Origin of the sequence: Sulfitobacter sp. SK025 (assembly GCF_003352105.1) — a bacterium.
Classification (GTDB): Bacteria; Pseudomonadota; Alphaproteobacteria; order Rhodobacterales; family Rhodobacteraceae; genus Sulfitobacter; species Sulfitobacter pontiacus.
On record NZ_CP025808.1, the window covers coordinates 1,843,884 to 1,860,068 of the forward strand.

The window sequence follows — 16,185 nt, forward strand, 5'->3', positions numbered from 1 at the left end:
GTGCAGAATAATATTTTTCCCAATGACATCACGTCACGCAGGGGATCGTGCACAGAAAAAGGGCCACCCGGTGAGAATGGCCCTTATTTTAAGCATCCGGCTTACTGCGCGCCAAGCGCCTTGTTCAGGTTCTCGTCCACCTTTTCAAGGAAGCCCATTGTCGTCAGCCAGCCTTGGTCAGGGCCGACCAACAGCGCGAGGTCCTTGGTCATGAAGCCCGATTCCACAGTATCCACCACGGTTTTCTCGAGCGTCTCTGCAAAGCGTGTCAGCTCGGCGTTGCCATCCAGCTTGCCGCGGTGCTTCAGCCCGCCGGTCCATGCGTAGATCGACGCGATGGAGTTGGTCGAGGTTTCCTCGCCCTTCTGGTGCTGACGATAGTGGCGGGTGACCGTGCCGTGGGCGGCTTCAGCCTCGACCGTCTGGCCATCGGGGGTCATCAGCACGGATGTCATCAGCCCGAGCGAGCCGAACCCCTGCGCGACGGTGTCTGACTGCACGTCGCCGTCATAGTTCTTGCAGGCCCAGACATAGCCGCCGTTCCACTTCATCGCGCAGGCAACCATGTCGTCGATCAGACGGTGTTCATAGGTAATGCCCGCCGCTTTGAATTTATCTTCGAACTCGGTCTCGTAGATGTGCTGGAACAGCTCAAGGAAGCGGCCGTCATACTGTTTGAGGATCGTGTTCTTGGTGCTCAGATACACCGGCCAGCCAAGGTTCAAACCGTAGTTCAGCGAGGCGCGGGCGAAGTCGATGATGGATTTATCAAGGTTGTACATCCCCATCACGACACCGGCATCGGGGGCGTCGAACAGCTCGCGTTCAATCTCTGTCCCGTCTTCGCCGACGAATTTTAGGGTCAGCTTGCCCTTGCCGGGAAATTTGAAATCGGTCGCTTTATACTGGTCGCCATAGGCATGACGGCCCACGACAATCGGCTTGGTCCAGCCGGGCACAAGGCGGGGGACGTTCTTGCAGATGATCGGCTGACGGAAAATCACGCCGCCCAGAATGTTACGGATCGTCCCGTTGGGGGAGCGCCACATCTCTTTCAGGCCGAATTCCTCGACCCGAGCCTCGTCAGGGGTGATGGTCGCGCATTTGACGCCCACGCCGTATTCCTTGATCGCATGGGCCGCGTCTATGGTGATCTGGTCGTTGGTCTCGTCGCGGACCTCCATCCCCAGATCGTAATATTTCAGATCCACATCGAGATAGGGAAGGATCAGCTTTTTCTTAATGAAATCCCACATGATGCGGGTCATCTCATCACCGTCGAGCTCAACGATCGGGTTTTCCACTTTGATCTTGGTCATCATCTGCGGTCCTTTGAAATGATACTGACACCGGCATAGCCTATTCAGGCGTGAATGCATAGTCGGTATGCAATGGTATACTGAAAAGAGTTGCGCGGCTTAGCCCATAGCATCGCGCTGCGACAGGCGTGTGACACGCGTGGTGGGGGATGATGGGTAGAGGGGGCGGGCGGTTAGCCCCGTGCGGCGAACCAAGCAGAGACACGGGCGCGGGCAAACTCCCAAAGACCCGGCGCGCCGGTCTGGATTTTGCTGCCGACCTTTTCCACGAATTGCGCTTCGGTCACGTTGTATTCAACCCAGCTGCCGCCGCCCGCCGCGAGGTTCTGCATCGGGGGCTGGAAGCGGTCCAGCGATTTCGCAAAGCGGGCTGTGGGGGTCTCATTGGCTTCAAACTCTTCCCACGTCGCGCGAAGATCGTCGCGCAAGTCGTTGGGAAGGAGGCCAAAAATACGATCAGCGGCAAGCTGTTCCTGCGCTTCCATATCGGCAGTGTCGTAGCTGCCAAAGATCGGGTTGTCGCCTGCGTCAATCTCTACCAGATCATGCAGGATCAGCATCTTGATCACGCGGGTGATGTCGACATCGGGGCCCGCCTGATCCGCCAGCACCAGCGCATAAAGCGTCAGGTGCCAGCTATGTTCAGCCGAGTTTTCGGCCCGCGACGCATCGCAAAGCAAGGTCCCGCGTGTGACCGACTTGAGCTTGTCCGCTTCGTTCAGAAAGGCGATCTGCTGCTCAAGTCTGGTGGTCATACGTCAGCTTTCCTTTGCACGGTGCGCGGCAAGCGCCTTGGCCATAAAGTCACGCCCCTGTGCGGCGGCAAGCCGCGTGCGGATCGCCGTGACAAAGGCTTCTTCCATCGTCTGCGACGACGCGCCCAGAACAGCAGCGACTTCCATAAAAAGCCGCTCCTGTCCGGTTTCGCGTTGGACCGCCAGACATTCTTCGGCCATTTGGTTGGCCAGTTCGACGACTGTCGGATCCGCCATTAGCGGGTTGTCTCCGTCAGGCGGCGCTTCACGTAGTCTGTGGTAGAGGTGATCAGCGTCTCCATATGCGGCTCTTCAAAGAAGTGGCCGGCACCCTCGATCTCTTGGTGGGTGATGGTGATGCCTTTCTGCTCGTGCAACTTGTTCACGAGGTTCACGGTATCTGCGGGTGGTGCCACACGGTCAGCGGTCCCGTTGATCACCAGACCGGAGGCCGGGCAGGGTGCGAGGAAGCTGAAGTCATACATATTCGCCGGTGGTGCGACAGAGATGAAGCCCGTGATCTCGGGGCGGCGCATCAGCAGCTGCATCCCGATCCATGCGCCAAACGAGAAACCGGCAACCCAGCAATGCTTGGAGTTGTTGTTCATCGATTGCAGGTAATCCAGCGCCGAGGCCGCATCGGAGAGTTCACCGACGCCCTGATCGTATTCACCCTGGCTCCGGCCCACGCCGCGGAAATTGAAGCGCAGAACGGTGAAACCCATATTGTAGAAGGCATAGTGCATATTATACACGACCTTATGGTTCATCGTCCCGCCGAATTGTGGATGCGGGTGGAGCAGAATGGCGATTGGTGCGTCGCGTTCTTTTTGTGGATGGTAGCGGCCTTCGAGGCGGCCTTCGGGTCCGGGAAAAATAACCTCGGGCATGAGCGTCCCTGCTTGGGGTTCTAAGTGCAGCGGAATAGTTGACGAATTCGCTAGGGCAGTTTAGAACGGTTCTAACTTGTGTGATCCCCGTTTCTGGGGGTCAGACTTTGCGTTTAGGCATTTCAGGCGTCGTCGTCAATCAAACAGGCGCTTATGGGGAAGGGAACACTGCGATGAAGCTGTCAACCAAGGGGCGGTATGCGATGGTCGCTTTGGCCGATATAGCGCTTCAGCCTGCGGATCGTCTGGTCAATCTGGGCGATATCGCGGCGCGTCAGTCCATTTCCCTGCCGTACCTAGAGCAGCTTTTCGTCAAGCTACGCCGGGCCGAACTGGTGTCTTCGGTGCGTGGTCCGGGCGGCGGCTACCGCTTGGGGCGGCCTGCGTCGGACATTCGCGTTGTCGATATTCTGGCGGCGGTCGACGAGAAGGTCGATGCGATGCATGTGGGGGCCGGTGCCTCTGGCGGGTCATCGGGCAGCCGGGCGCAGTCGCTGACCAACCGTTTGTGGGAGGGGTTGAGCGCACAGGTCTATGTCTTTCTGCACCAGACGCGGCTGTCAGATGTTGTCGCGAACGAGCTTGCCCCCTGTCCGGCGGTGCCGAACCTCTTTGCCATCGTGGACGAGGCGGATGCGGAATGAGGGACGCTGTCCCTCACACTCCCTGGGATTTAGGACCATTTGGAAGCTGATGTGAGAGTATATCTTGATCATAACGCGACCACGCCCCTGCGGGCAGAGGCGCGCGCGGCCATGCTGGCGGCGATGGATGTGGCGGGCAACCCGTCCAGCGTCCATGCCGAAGGGCGTGCGGCCAAGATGATGGTCGAGAAGGCACGCGGACAGGTGGCGGCTTTGGTCGGCTGCGATGTGTCGGAGGTGATTTTCACGAGCGGTGCCACCGAGGCGATTGCGGGGGTGGTGCAGGACGCGGGCAATGTGGCCGGCGCAGCCGTGGAGCATGAAGCGGTACGCATCTGGTGCCCGGAGGCCGAGCAATTGCCTGTGGATCGCAATGGTCACGTGGATTTGAACGCGCTGCCGGATGGAGCCTTGGCGGGTAAAACGCTCTTTTTGCAACGTGCCAATAGCGAGACAGGGGTGTTGCAGCCGGAAAGCCTGTTGGCCGAGCTGGCGCGTTTGGGCACGTCGCCCGCAAGCGTGTTCCGTGACGCGGTGCAAGCGGCGGGTAAGTTGCCGGATCTGGGGCGCTGGCGCTCGGATGTGGGGCGTCATGCGTCATTGGCTGTCTCGGCGCATAAGCTGGGCGGTCCCAAGGGCATCGGTGCGCTGATCGCGGGGCCCGAATATACGCCCGGATTGATGCAGCCGATGTTGCGCGGGGGCGGGCAGGAATTGGGCCGTCGTGCGGGGACAGAGAACGTCATCGGCATCGCCGGTTTCGGGGCTGCATGCGCTGCCGCAGCGCAGGATTTGGCGGATGGCGTATGGGAACGGGTTGCAGAACTTAGAAATGTTCTAGAGAAGGCTCTTGAGGCTGCGTCAAAGAAGACTATTTTTGTTGGGAAAGACGTGGCGCGTTTGCCGAACACCTCTTGCTTTATCACGCCCGGATGGCGCGGTGAGACGCAGGTGATGCAGATGGACCTTGCGGGCTTTGCGATCAGCGCCGGGTCTGCGTGCTCTAGCGGTAAGGTGGCGACAAGCCGGGTGTTGACGGCGATGGGGTTTGACGACGCTGAGGCATCCTGTGCCGTGCGCGTATCGCTTGGGCCGGACACCACAGAAGAACAGGTCTTGCGTTTTGCAGACGCCTGGACCGCGAAATTGAAGAAACACGAGGCGCGGGCCGCTTGATGCGCGCCGCCAGTTGAAGGATGAAAAGCATGGATAGCACTTTGGTCAAGGACGACCCGAACACCGGCGTTAAAGAGGGCGTTGATCAGGAAACCGTGGATGCCGTGCGCGAAGTCGGCGGTGCCTATAAATACGGGTGGTCCACAGATATCGAGATGGACTATGCCCCCTTGGGTCTGAACGCCGATATCGTCAAGCTGATCTCGGAGAAGAACGAAGAGCCCGAGTGGATGCTGGAATGGCGTCTGGCGGCCTATGAACGCTGGCTGACCAAGAAAGAGCCGAACTGGGCGATGGTCGACTATCCGGAAATCGACTTTCAACAGCAGTATTACTATGCGCGCCCGAAATCGATGGCGGAAAAGCCCAAGAGCCTGGATGATGTAGATCCCAAGCTGCTGGAAACCTACAAGAAGCTGGGTATCCCGTTGAAAGAGCAGGCGATTCTGGCAGGCGTCGAAGGCGCAGAGAAGATGGGCGACGAGCCCCGCAAGGTGGCTGTGGATGCGGTTTTTGACTCTGTTTCGGTCGGGACCACCTTCCAGGACGAGCTGAAAAAGGCGGGCGTGATCTTCTGCTCTATCTCCGAGGCGATCCGCGAGCACCCCGAGTTGGTCAAGAAATACCTTGGTTCGGTCGTGCCGGTGAATGACAACTTCTATGCGACGCTGAACTCGGCCGTCTTCTCTGACGGGTCGTTCGTCTACGTGCCGCCGGGCGTGCGCTGCCCGATGGAGCTGTCGACCTATTTCCGTATCAACGCGGAAAACACCGGCCAATTTGAACGCACGCTGATCATTGCCGACAAGGGGTCCTATGTGTCCTACCTTGAAGGCTGTACCGCGCCGCAGCGCGACGAGAGCCAGTTGCACGCCGCGGTGGTTGAAATCATCATCGAGGAAGACGCCGAGGTGAAATACTCGACCGTTCAGAACTGGTATCCCGGTGATGAAGACGGCAAGGGCGGGATCTACAACTTTGTGACCAAGCGTGCAGATTGCCGCGGCGACCGTGCCAAGGTGATGTGGACGCAGGTCGAAACCGGCTCTGCCGTGACATGGAAATATCCGTCCTGCATCCTGCGCGGCGACGACAGCCAGGGTGAGTTCTATTCCATCGCCATCGCCAACAACATGCAGCAGGCCGACACCGGCACCAAGATGATCCACCTGGGCAAGCGCACCAAATCGCGCATCGTGTCCAAGGGGATTTCGGCGGGCAAGGCGCAGAACACCTATCGCGGCTTGGTGACCATGCACCCCAAAGCCAAGGAATCGCGCAATTATACCCAGTGCGACAGCTTGTTGATCGGCGACAAATGCGGGGCCCACACGGTGCCTTACATCGAGGTCAAGAATAACAGCAGCCGGGTGGAGCATGAGGCGACCACATCTAAGGTAGACGACGATCAGCTGTTCTACTGCCGTTCGCGCGGCATGGACGAGGAAGAGGCGGTTGCCCTGGTCGTGAACGGATTCTGTAAAGACGTGCTTCAGGCGTTGCCGATGGAGTTCGCGATGGAAGCGCAAGCGCTGGTTGCGATCTCGCTTGAAGGGTCCGTGGGGTAATCACGATGATGCGCAAGCTGACATGGAACGTGACCATTGCCGCGCTCGTTTTCTGGGTGCTGATGGCGCTGTTTCGCGGGGGCGGGCTGACGCTCGTCGCCTTCGAGAACACGTTCTTCCAGATGCTGATCTTTGCGATGATCTATGCCGCGATCCGAGTGGCCCTGTTGGTGCTGCGCAAGGGGGATGGCGAATGATCACCGTAGGGACCAAAGGCGCAGCGCTCTGATGCAGGCATCGGCGGACACCACTCCCTTGGGCCTGCACTGGTGGAAGGCGGTCCCGAATTTCGGGGACGCCCTCAGCCCTGTGGTGCTCGCCCATGTCGCGGGTCGGCCGGTGGCGCATGCCGGTGTGCGCAAGGCGGAGGTCTGGGCCATCGGGTCGCTTTTGCAGGTGGTCAAGCGCAACTTTAGCGAGGCACAGGACCACCGTCCGGTGATCTGGGGGGCGGGTCTGTTGCATCCGGTGCAGGGGACGGGGTTTGTCGATCATGTCGATATCGCCTTGGTCCGTGGGCCGATCACTGCCGCGCTGCTGGGGTTGGAACTGTCGGAGTTCGGTGATCCCGGTCTGTTGATCAACGCCGTGTGGCCGCAGGAGCGCGCGCCCAATGGCAAGATAGGCATCGTGCCGCATCATTCGTTGGTGGAGGACCCTGTGTTGCAGGCTCTGATCGCCAGTGACACGCGGTATCAGCTGATTGACCCCCGCGGCGAGGCGCAGGATGTCTGCGCGGCGATTGCTGCGTGTGATCACGTGTTTGCGTCTTCGCTGCACGGGTTGATCGTGGCCGATGCCTATGGTGTGCCCAACAGCTGGCTGGCCCCGATCGGGCAGTCGCGCTTGAAATATCTGGATTATGCGGCCTCGGTCGGCCGGCCCCTGCGGGCCCCTATCAACGTCGAGGACATCCCGACGGCGGTTCTGCCCGACCCGCTGTCACCGCTTTCCTATCAGGCGGGCATAGATGCCTGCCGCACCGCTCTTTATGCCCGTTTTCCCAAAGCCTTACAGGCGGGGAGGGCGGCATGAAATCTTACACCGATGACGGCCCCACGACGGGGTTTTCATTCACTCAATTCACTGTCATTGCAGCGCCAAAGCGCAAGAAAAGGAACCCATCATGCTGAGCATCAAAGGCCTGAAGGTCAAACTGGAAGAAGAAGACAAGCAAATCCTGAAGGGTGTCGATCTGGAAGTCGAAGCCGGTAAGGTCCACGCGATCATGGGGCCGAACGGGTCCGGTAAATCCACGCTGTCCTATGTGCTGTCGGGCAAAGACGGCTACGAGGTCACCGAAGGCTCCGCCCATCTGGGTGACATCGACCTGCTGGACCTTGAGCCGGAAGAGCGTGCCGCCGCTGGCCTGTTCCTCGCCTTTCAGTATCCCGTTGAAATTCCCGGCGTTGGCAACATGACTTTCCTGCGCACCGCTGTGAATGCGCAGCGCAAGGCCCGTGGCGAAGAAGAGATGTCTGCTGCGGAATTCCTCAAGGTTGTGCGCGCCCGCGCCAAAGAGCTGAAGATCGACGCCGACATGCTGAAGCGCCCCGTGAACATGGGCTTCTCGGGTGGTGAGAAGAAGCGTAACGAGATCTTGCAGATGGCGATGCTTGAGCCAAAAATGTGCATCCTCGACGAAACGGACTCCGGTCTGGATGTTGACGCAATGAAACTGGTTGCTGATGGCGTGAACGCGCTGCGCACCGAAGGCCGCGGTTTCCTTGTGATCACCCACTACCAGCGTCTGCTGGACCACATCAAACCCGATGTGGTGCACATCATGGCTGATGGCCGCATCATCAAGACCGGCGGCCCCGAGCTGGCGCTGGAAGTCGAGAACAACGGGTATGCCGACATCCTGTCCGAGGTGGCGTAATGGCCGAAGCAGCGACACAACAAACCCCGACCGAGGCGTTGATCGCCACGTTGGACCTGCCCCAAGGGGGCTGGTCCGATGCGGCGCGCAAGGATGCGTTGTCCCGTCTGCAACAGGCAGGTCTGCCCGAGCGTCGTGACGAATACTGGAAATACACCCGTCCCGATACGCTGACCCAGCCGCAGGCCGTCTCTGCCGCGGTGCACGCGTCCGAAGACGTGGCCCTGTTTGATCAGATCGACCGGCTGAAGCTGGTGTTCGTCGACGGTGTGTTCGATGCCGATGCGTCGGACGATCTGGCGCTTGAAGGCATCACCATCGAACGGCTGGCCCAAGCGGATGCCGATCTGCATTGGGCGCGTGATCTTTATGGGACGCTGGAAAAGAACGGCCAGACACCTGTGGCACGCCCCTTGGCGGCGCTGAACACGGCTTTTGCCGCGGATGGCGTGCTGATCCATGTGACGGGCAAAATCTCCAAGCCGGTGAATATCGTCTATCGCCGGACCTCCGAGACAGCGGATGTCATGCTGCACCACGTCGTCAAGCTGGACGCCGGCGCTGAATTCACGCTGCTGGAGAACGGCCCCGTCGCCGCGCGCTTTAACGGTGTGCTTGAGGTTGAGGTCGCGGATAACGCGTCTTTCCACCATGTGCGCGCCCAAGGCCGCGATCACGAACAACGTGCCGCGACGCATATCTTTACCCGTTTGGGGACTGAGTCCGCGTTCAAATCCTTTACCCTGACCGCCAATGGCGTGATGACGCGCAACGATTGCGTGATCGAGCTGACGGGTGACGATGCTGCCGCCCATGTGGCGGGGGCCTGTGTGGGCGACGGGGGGGATTTCCACCACGACGACACGGTGTTCATCACCCATGATGCGGTGAACTGCGAAAGCCGTCAGGTGTTCAAGAAGGTGCTGCGCAACGGGGCGACCGGTGTGTTCCAAGGGAAGATTCTGGTCAAGGCCGACGCGCAAAAGACCGATGGCTACCAGATCAGCCAGTCGTTGCTGTTGGACGAAGACAGCCAGTTCCTTGCCAAGCCAGAGCTTGAGATCTACGCCGATGACGTGGCCTGTTCGCACGGCTCCACGTCGGGGGCGATCGACGAGGACGCGCTGTTCTATCTACGCTCGCGCGGTGTGCCGCATAACGTCGCGACGGATCTGCTGACCTTGTCCTTCCTGGCCGAGGCCGTGGAAGAGATCGAGGATGAGACCCTGCGCGAAGAGATCACCGCACGGCTTGCCGCGTGGCTTGAGCGGCACGCAGCCTGATGGCGGCGACACGCGATATCGTGGCCAGCTACCGCAACCCCGCCGCCGTTGTGCGGCGGTTGTTGGGGCAGGGCCCGCGGGAGGATCGCAACCTGGTCTATCTGATGGTCGCGTGTCTCATCTTTTTCGTGGCCCAGACCCCGCGTCTGGCCCGCGAAGCCCACGTCAACGGCACCGAGCTTGACATGCTGCTGGGGGCGACCCTGCTGGCATGGCTGTTCATCGCGCCGTTGATTTTCTACATGCTGGCGGCGGGGACGCAGATCATCCTCAAGGTGATGCGCGGCCGCCCCAGCGGCTATAGCACGCGTCTGGCGCTGTTCTGGGCCTTGCTGGCGTCCAGCCCGCTTGTGCTGTTGCACGGTCTGACGGCGGGATTCGTCGGCGAAGGGATCGAATTGCGCATCGTCGGGCTGATCTGGCTTTGCGTATTTTTGTGGTTCTGGATCAGCGGGTTGCTGGTCGCATATCGGACACGCTCATGAATGCCCCTGATATAAGATCGGTTCTGACCGAGCTGGTCGTGCTTAGCCTGCGTGACCCGCGTGCTGCCGCGAACCAGATCATGGGGTGGCGGCTGGGGCGGGACGTGCTGTGGACCGCGCTGGCGCTGGCGGCGGCGATCAATACGTTGATCTTTTCGGTCAGTCTGGTGCTGCAACCGACGCCCGCGATGCCTGCGTTCTTTACCAGCCCGCTGGCGATGTTTGTCCTGCTCTCGGGCGTTTTGGTGATCACGACCCACGGGCTTTACTGGGCCGGGCGTGCGCTTGGAGGCGAAGGCGACTTTGGCGATGTGCTGGCACTGGTGGTGTTCTTGCAGGTCCTGCGCATCATCGCGCAGGTGGCGATTTTCCTGCTGATGTTCATCTCTCCGGGGGTGTCGGTGCTGGCATCCTTGGCGACGGGCCTCATCGGGCTTTGGATATTGGTCAACTTCATCGCCGCCGCCTTTAACTTTACCGGACTGGGCAAGGCTGTCGGCGTTTTGCTGATTTCTATGGCGGCCATCGTTCTGGGGCTCAGCCTGCTTCTCTCTATCGTGGGCGTTGCCGCCCAAGGAGTGCTTCTTGATGTATGACGTAAACACCATCCGCAGCGACTTTCCGATCCTGTCGCGCGAGGTGAACGGCAAGCCGCTGGTCTATCTCGACAATGGGGCCTCGGCCCAAAAGCCGCAGGTCGTGATTGATACGATCAGCCGCTCGTACAGCCATGAATATTCCAATGTTCACCGCGGCTTGCACTATCTTTCTAATCTGGCGACCGATCAGTATGAATCCGTGCGCGGCACTGTGGCACGGTTCCTGAATGCCGGAAACGAGGATCACATCGTCTTTACCTCTGGCACGACAGAGGGGATCAATCTGGTCGCTTACGGTTGGGCCATGCCGAACCTGCAGGCGGGGGACGAGATCATCCTTTCGGTGATGGAGCATCACGCCAATATCGTGCCGTGGCATTTCCTGCGCGAGCGTCAGGGCGTCGTGATCAAATGGGTCGATGTGGACGCCTCTGGCGCGCTTGATCCGCAAGCCGTGATCGACGCCATCACCCCCAAGACCAAGCTCATTGCCGTGACGCAGGTGTCGAATGTTCTGGGCACGGTAGTGGACGTCAAGGCGATCACCGCAGGGGCCCACGCCAAAGGCGTGCCCGTCTTGGTTGACGGGTCGCAGGCGGCGGTGCACATGCCTGTGGACGTGCAGGATATCGGCTGCGATTTCTACGCGATCACGGGTCACAAGCTTTATGGCCCCTCGGGGTCCGGCGCGATCTATATCAACCCCGATCGCATGGCCGAGATGCGCCCGTTTCTGGGCGGCGGCGATATGATCCGCGAGGTCACCAAAGACGGCATCACCTATAACGATGCCCCGATGAAGTTCGAGGCGGGCACCCCCGGCATCGTACAGACCATCGGCATGGGCGTGGCGCTGGATTATATGATGAACATCGGGATGCAGAATATCGCCGCTCATGAAGCATCCTTGCGCGATTATGCCGTGTCGCGCCTGTCGGGGCTGAATTGGGTGCAGGTGCAGGGCACCACGCCGGACAAGGCCGCGATCTTCAGCTTTACGCTGGACGGGGCGGCGCATGCGCATGATATCTCTACCATTCTTGATAAAAAGGGCGTGGCGGTACGTGCGGGTCAGCATTGTTGCGGGCCGCTGATGCAGCACTTGGGCCAGACCGCCACCTGCCGCGCGTCCTTCGGGATGTACAACACCAATGCCGAGATCGACACGCTGATCGAGGCGCTTGAACTGGCGCATGATTTGTTTGCGTGACCCAAGGCTGATTTTGTAATTGCAGGGGGCGGGTAGTCTGGCTATACCGCCCCTAGATGGACCCTTAGCTCAGCTGGATAGAGCGCTGCCCTCCGAAGGCAGAGGCCAGAGGTTCGAATCCTCTAGGGTCCGCCATCTTCCCTTGAAGTAGATATGTTTATGTGGGGCTTCGCCCTCAGGCCTGCACGGCTTCTGGCGTGTCGCCGGTCGTTGCGGAGGTAGGGGTGTCGTCCGTGTTGTCAGCGGCTGACAGGATCACGGCGGGCTGCTGTGCGGCGACGGTGGTGAATTCCATGTGGAAGGTCGTGCCTTCGCCGACTACGCTGTCGTAGAACAATTTTCCCGACATCTGCCGGGCCAGCTGTTGCGAGATATGGAGCCCCAGACCGGACCCCTGTGTCGCATATTGCCCGCCGTTCTTGACCTGTTCAAAGCGGCCAAAGACCTGCCCCTCCATCCCGTCGGGGATGCCGCGGCCGCTGTCCTTGATCGACAGGCGCACATGGCCGTTGCGGATGGATAGGCTGCCTTCAACGGTGCTGCCTTGTTCGGAGAATTTGATGGCGTTGGACACGAGGTTGTCGATGATCTGGCGGAGGGCAAAGGCGTCACCGGTGATCGTCGCGGTTTGATCCCCTTTCGGCAGCACGAGGTCGATCTTCTGCTCGGCGGCGAACATCTTGTTCTCTTCCAGGCTTTCTTTCAGTAGCGCCCCCAGATCGACCGGCAGCGCGTCAAGCGACAGCGCGTCCACGTCGATCTTTTGCGCCAGCAGAATGTTATCGACCAGACGGGACAGGCGCATGCCGTTGCGCTGTGCGATTTCGAGGGGGGAGCGGATGCGCGCGTCGATCTCGCCCAAACGCCCGCTAAGCGCCAACGCCAGCCCGCCCTTGAGCGAGGTAAGCGGCGTGCGCAGCTCGTGGCTGACGACAGAGATAAATTCATCCTTGGCGCGGTTGGCCTCGTCGGCGCGCAGCAGCGCATCTTCGAGGGCGCGGGTGATGACGATACGGTCGGTGATATCGACCAGGGTGATGCTCCACCCCAGAATGGCGCCGTTCGGGTCTAGCGGGCTTTCGATTTCCTGAATACGCGGGTCATAGATGCGCTGTTCGATGGTCAGGGAAGCGTCCGTCGTGCGGGGGCTGCGGGTATCGATCTTGGCCAACAGGGCATCGGCTTCGGCTTTGGACAGGTTGCACAACCCGCTGCGTTTCGCGGCAGAGTTCATCAACGTGACACGGCGGTTGTTGTCGATCAGGATCACCGGTTCGCTGGTCGTGTTGAACAGGATCGACTGCCCGATCGACGCCATATCCATCGTCTTGTTCGTCAGCAGCATGAAGGTAAAGGCCAGGATACCGACGGTGAACATAAAGGCCGTCGGGTCCAGTCCGAAGACGGTGAAGCCGAAAATAACGTAAGCCGCATTGGCAGACAGCGGGGTGATCGTGACCACCGCCAGCATTGCCAGCAGAGGCCAGGCAGAACGGCGGGCGCGGGCAAAGGCCTTGATCAGCGCATAGAAGGTCGCGGCGACGAAAGTATACAGCACGGCCGTGATCGCGAAGAATCCCGGCCCGTGGATATAGGTGATCTGCCGGTCACCGGGCAGGATTGCAGTCTCGGCGGTATAGACCAGCTGGTGCATGCTATTGGTTGCAGCAAAGACAAAGCAGCCCACAGGCACTAGCACCAGCGCGGCCACCACACGCTTTTTCGACAGCCATTCGGCCTGATGCACATAGGCGAAGACAAAGAAGCACCATGCCACAGGTACCAGCGCATTGCCCAGCCACGCGACGATGGCCATGTCAAACTGACAGGCAAAGGAGGGGTTGGAGGCTTCGGCCCCGACGGTGATCAGGGTCCAGATCATGGCGATGAAGGTCAGGCCGTAGAACCGCTTGCCGTGGAAGTGCTGATATTTCAGCATGCAGACCATAACGACCGCGGCGACAGCGCTCACGCTTGCGGCAGCCCAGAACACGGGCTGCATAGCTACACCTTCAAAGCACGTTGTCATTCATTCACCCACGGGCTGCGTCGTTGCAAAGCGATCTAGGCATACGGATGTGTTGAAACTTTGACAGAAGTTAGACAGCAGGCCCGTGCGTTCGGGGCCGTCGTTCTTTGTCAAAGACAATACAAGGCATAGTAAAGCTTTGTGCCGTGATCATGCGTGTGTGGGATGTGGGGTCAAGCGCTGGACGGGTTAAACACTGGCCCGAACGCAAAAGAAATCCCCGCAAAACCGTGGTTTGCGGGGATTTTGATCTTGGGGGTAGGGAGAATCCCCATTACCGGCGGCGGCCACCCTTGCGGCCAGCGCGGCCACGCCCCTCTTGACCGGCCTTGGGCGCGACCTTGTTGAACTTGATCCATTCGGTGCCGTGAGGGTCGCGGTCGAACAGGAAGTTGGCGGCGCGGATCGCCTCCATCTCTTTGCCGGGGGTGGGCTTGGTCGATCCCATCCCGAAGAGCGTTACAAAGGTTTCGTCGTCGATCTCGTCCGGCAGGATGATGCCCGCCGTCACCAGTTCGGCCTTCTTCTCGGCAATCTTGGTCTGGTTCACGGGCAGGGTGATCGGGTTCATGATCGCCGAGGTCATGCCAGCGCCCATTGCCATCGGCAGGAAAGCGTTGTTGATGCCGTGACGGTTGGGCAGGCCAAAACTGATGTTGGAGGCACCACAGGTCGTGTTCACGCCCAGTTCCTCGCGCAGACGGCGCACAAGGGTAAAGACCTGATGCCCCGCCGTCGCCATTGCGCCGATGGGCATGACCAGCGGGTCGACCACGATATCATGGGCCGGAATACCGAAGTCGGCGGCGCGCTCTACGATCTTCTTGGCAACGTCGAAACGCACGTCGGGATCTTCGGAAATGCCCGTGTCGTCGTTCGAGATCGCAACCACCGGCACGTTGTATTTCTTGACCAGTGGCAGCACGAGCTCCAGCCGCTCTTCCTCGCCGGTGACCGAGTTCAGCAGCGGGCGGCCCTCGCAGGCCTCAAGACCCGCTTCCAGCGCACCGGGGACCGAGCTGTCGATGCACAGCGGGATGTCGACGACGTTTTGCACGACGCGGATCAGTTCGGGCATCAGCATCGGTTCGACAAAGTTATTATCCGCATAGCGGGGGTCTTCGGCCATCTTGTTCGAGAAAACGGCACCCGAGTTCACGTCCAGAATATTCGCGCCCGCCGCGGCTTGCGCAATGGCATCCGCCTCGACGCGGCTGAAATCGCCACGCTCCAGCTCTTCGGCGAGGATCTTGCGGCCGGTGGGGTTGATACGTTCCCCGATCACGCAGAAGGGCTCGTCAAAGCCGATGATCGCTGTTTTTGTCTTGGATTCGACGACAGTTCTGGTCATGGTGTTCAGTCTTTCCTTAGACGGAGTTGGCTGGTTGCGCAGCGGGTCCGCCATTTTCAATGGCCCAATTGGCATTCGTCTTGATCCCACCCAGCGGGAAGAAATGCACATGGGTAATGTTGAAATCTGGGTTGGCGGCTTTGTGGGCGGCTTTGTGGGCGGCCAGTTCGGTGATCACATCTGTCGGCTCGTAGGGCAACAGCAGTTTGGTGACATCCATCGCGCGCTTTTGCAGCACCTTCAGCGAAGGGCCGACCCCGCAGGCGATGGCGAATTTGATCAGGGTTTGCAGCTTGGCGGGGCCTGCAATGCCGATGTGGATCGGCAGGTCGATGCCCGCGTGTTTCAGGCTATCGGCCCATTCGATGATCGGCTGCGCCTCGAAAGCGAATTGTGTGGCGATGGCCATCTTCGCGTCCGTCCGTTCGGAGAAACCCTGCTTCCAGCGCAGCGCATCATCCACCCGTAGACGTGATCCATCGGTGTCGATGTCGCGGTTACCCTCGGGGTGGCCCGCGATGTGCAGCCGTTCAAACCCGTGTTTGTCGAACAATCCGGTGTCCATCAACTGCATGGAGTCGCTGAAATCGCCGTGGGGCGTTGTGACGCCACCGGCCAGAAGCAAGGCTTGGCGTACGTCAGCCTCGCCCTGATACATGGCGATCCAGTTTTCCAGCGTGGCACGATCCTTGATGATGCGGGCGGGAAAGTGCGGCATGACCTTGTAGCCGTCGGCATTGAGCCGCGCGGCAGTGGCGACCATGTCTTCGATCGGGGTGCCATCGATATGCGCGATATAGACCCGTGTCCCCTCGGGCAGCAGATCGCGGAAGTCTTCGACCTTTTCCGCCGTGCGGGGCATCACCTCGATCGAGTAGTCGCGCAAAAAACCCGCGACCTCGGGGGTAGGCAGATCGGACACGGGGGCTTCTTTGCGCCGGAAGTTCAAAAGGGACATGAGCATTTCTTTCATGAAGGGATCAACTTTTGCACC

At 60.0% G+C, this 16,185-nt stretch carries 17 protein-coding genes and 1 tRNA gene; 11 read left to right on the forward strand and 7 right to left on the reverse strand.

Features of this window, described 5'->3' with window-relative positions:
- Positions 1–101: 101 nt before the first annotated feature.
- The 4 genes from C1J04_RS08970 to C1J04_RS08985 all read right to left on the reverse strand — a co-directional run bounded on the left by C1J04_RS08970 (position 102) and on the right by C1J04_RS08985 (position 2,964).
- The gene (locus C1J04_RS08970; protein ID WP_009826912.1) at positions 102–1,319 is read right to left on the reverse strand and encodes an NADP-dependent isocitrate dehydrogenase; all 1,218 of its coding nucleotides are present in this window, start codon (positions 1,317–1,319) and stop codon (positions 102–104) included.
- A 173-nt stretch (positions 1,320–1,492) separates the two neighbouring features.
- Positions 1,493–2,074: an HD domain-containing protein gene (locus tag C1J04_RS08975; protein WP_009826913.1), complete on the reverse strand. Its 582-nt coding sequence runs from the start codon at positions 2,072–2,074 to the stop codon at positions 1,493–1,495.
- Between the two features lie 3 nt (positions 2,075–2,077).
- Positions 2,078–2,311, reverse strand: coding sequence for a hypothetical protein (locus C1J04_RS08980; RefSeq protein WP_005853222.1), 234 nt, complete (start codon positions 2,309–2,311; stop codon positions 2,078–2,080).
- A complete protein-coding gene (locus C1J04_RS08985) occupies positions 2,311–2,964 on the reverse strand; it encodes an alpha/beta hydrolase (RefSeq protein ID WP_005853224.1) in 654 nt (217 codons plus the stop codon). Before C1J04_RS08985 ends, C1J04_RS08980 begins: the two co-directional genes overlap by 1 nt.
- A 173-nt stretch (positions 2,965–3,137) precedes the next feature.
- On the opposite strand from C1J04_RS08985, the gene C1J04_RS08990 reads away from it, so the two are divergent.
- The 11 genes from C1J04_RS08990 (at position 3,138) to C1J04_RS09040 (ending at position 11,946) form a co-directional block, all read left to right on the forward strand.
- Positions 3,138–3,608 (forward strand): Rrf2 family transcriptional regulator, encoded by a 471-nt coding sequence (locus tag C1J04_RS08990; protein ID WP_009826914.1) that lies wholly within the window; start codon positions 3,138–3,140, stop codon positions 3,606–3,608.
- A gap of 111 nt (positions 3,609–3,719) precedes the next feature.
- On the forward strand, positions 3,720–4,784 hold the full coding sequence (locus C1J04_RS08995; protein ID WP_009826915.1) for a cysteine desulfurase family protein: 1,065 nt from the start codon (positions 3,720–3,722) through the stop codon (positions 4,782–4,784).
- A gap of 29 nt (positions 4,785–4,813) precedes the next feature.
- A complete protein-coding gene (gene sufB / locus C1J04_RS09000) occupies positions 4,814–6,352 on the forward strand; it encodes a Fe-S cluster assembly protein SufB (protein WP_114865346.1) in 1,539 nt (512 codons plus the stop codon).
- A 5-nt stretch (positions 6,353–6,357) separates the two neighbouring features.
- The gene (locus tag C1J04_RS09005; protein WP_009826917.1) at positions 6,358–6,549 is read left to right on the forward strand and encodes a hypothetical protein; all 192 of its coding nucleotides are present in this window, start codon (positions 6,358–6,360) and stop codon (positions 6,547–6,549) included.
- 31 nt (positions 6,550–6,580) lie between these two features.
- A complete protein-coding gene (locus C1J04_RS09010; protein WP_009826918.1) occupies positions 6,581–7,387 on the forward strand; it encodes a polysaccharide pyruvyl transferase family protein in 807 nt (268 codons plus the stop codon).
- A gap of 91 nt (positions 7,388–7,478) precedes the next feature.
- The gene (gene sufC / locus C1J04_RS09015) at positions 7,479–8,234 is read left to right on the forward strand and encodes a Fe-S cluster assembly ATPase SufC (protein WP_005853235.1); all 756 of its coding nucleotides are present in this window, start codon (positions 7,479–7,481) and stop codon (positions 8,232–8,234) included.
- Complete coding sequence (locus tag C1J04_RS09020) at positions 8,234–9,517, forward strand: SufB/SufD family protein (protein ID WP_009826919.1); 1,284 nt, start codon at positions 8,234–8,236, stop codon at positions 9,515–9,517. Before sufC ends, C1J04_RS09020 begins: the two co-directional genes overlap by 1 nt.
- Positions 9,517–10,002, forward strand: a complete 486-nt coding sequence (locus tag C1J04_RS09025) for a hypothetical protein (protein WP_009826920.1) — start codon at positions 9,517–9,519, stop codon at positions 10,000–10,002. Before C1J04_RS09020 ends, C1J04_RS09025 begins: the two co-directional genes overlap by 1 nt.
- Complete coding sequence (locus tag C1J04_RS09030) at positions 9,999–10,598, forward strand: Yip1 family protein (RefSeq protein WP_009826921.1); 600 nt, start codon at positions 9,999–10,001, stop codon at positions 10,596–10,598. The genes C1J04_RS09025 and C1J04_RS09030 overlap by 4 nt, the downstream gene beginning before the upstream one ends.
- Positions 10,591–11,811, forward strand: a complete 1,221-nt coding sequence (locus C1J04_RS09035) for a cysteine desulfurase (RefSeq protein WP_009826922.1) — start codon at positions 10,591–10,593, stop codon at positions 11,809–11,811. The genes C1J04_RS09030 and C1J04_RS09035 overlap by 8 nt, the downstream gene beginning before the upstream one ends.
- 58 nt (positions 11,812–11,869) lie before the next feature.
- Positions 11,870–11,946, forward strand: a tRNA-Arg gene (locus tag C1J04_RS09040).
- Positions 11,947–11,986: 40 nt separating this feature from the next.
- Here the strand turns inward: C1J04_RS09040 and C1J04_RS09045 are convergent.
- The 3 genes from C1J04_RS09045 to C1J04_RS09055 all read right to left on the reverse strand — a co-directional run bounded on the left by C1J04_RS09045 (position 11,987) and on the right by C1J04_RS09055 (position 16,149).
- Positions 11,987–13,813 (reverse strand): sensor histidine kinase, encoded by a 1,827-nt coding sequence (locus tag C1J04_RS09045; protein ID WP_009826923.1) that lies wholly within the window; start codon positions 13,811–13,813, stop codon positions 11,987–11,989.
- A 301-nt stretch (positions 13,814–14,114) separates the two neighbouring features.
- A complete protein-coding gene (locus C1J04_RS09050; protein ID WP_005853246.1) occupies positions 14,115–15,191 on the reverse strand; it encodes a methyltetrahydrofolate--corrinoid methyltransferase in 1,077 nt (358 codons plus the stop codon).
- 16 nt (positions 15,192–15,207) lie between these two features.
- Positions 15,208–16,149, reverse strand: a complete 942-nt coding sequence (locus tag C1J04_RS09055) for a methylenetetrahydrofolate reductase (RefSeq protein WP_037954711.1) — start codon at positions 16,147–16,149, stop codon at positions 15,208–15,210.
- Positions 16,150–16,185: the final 36 nt, after the last annotated feature.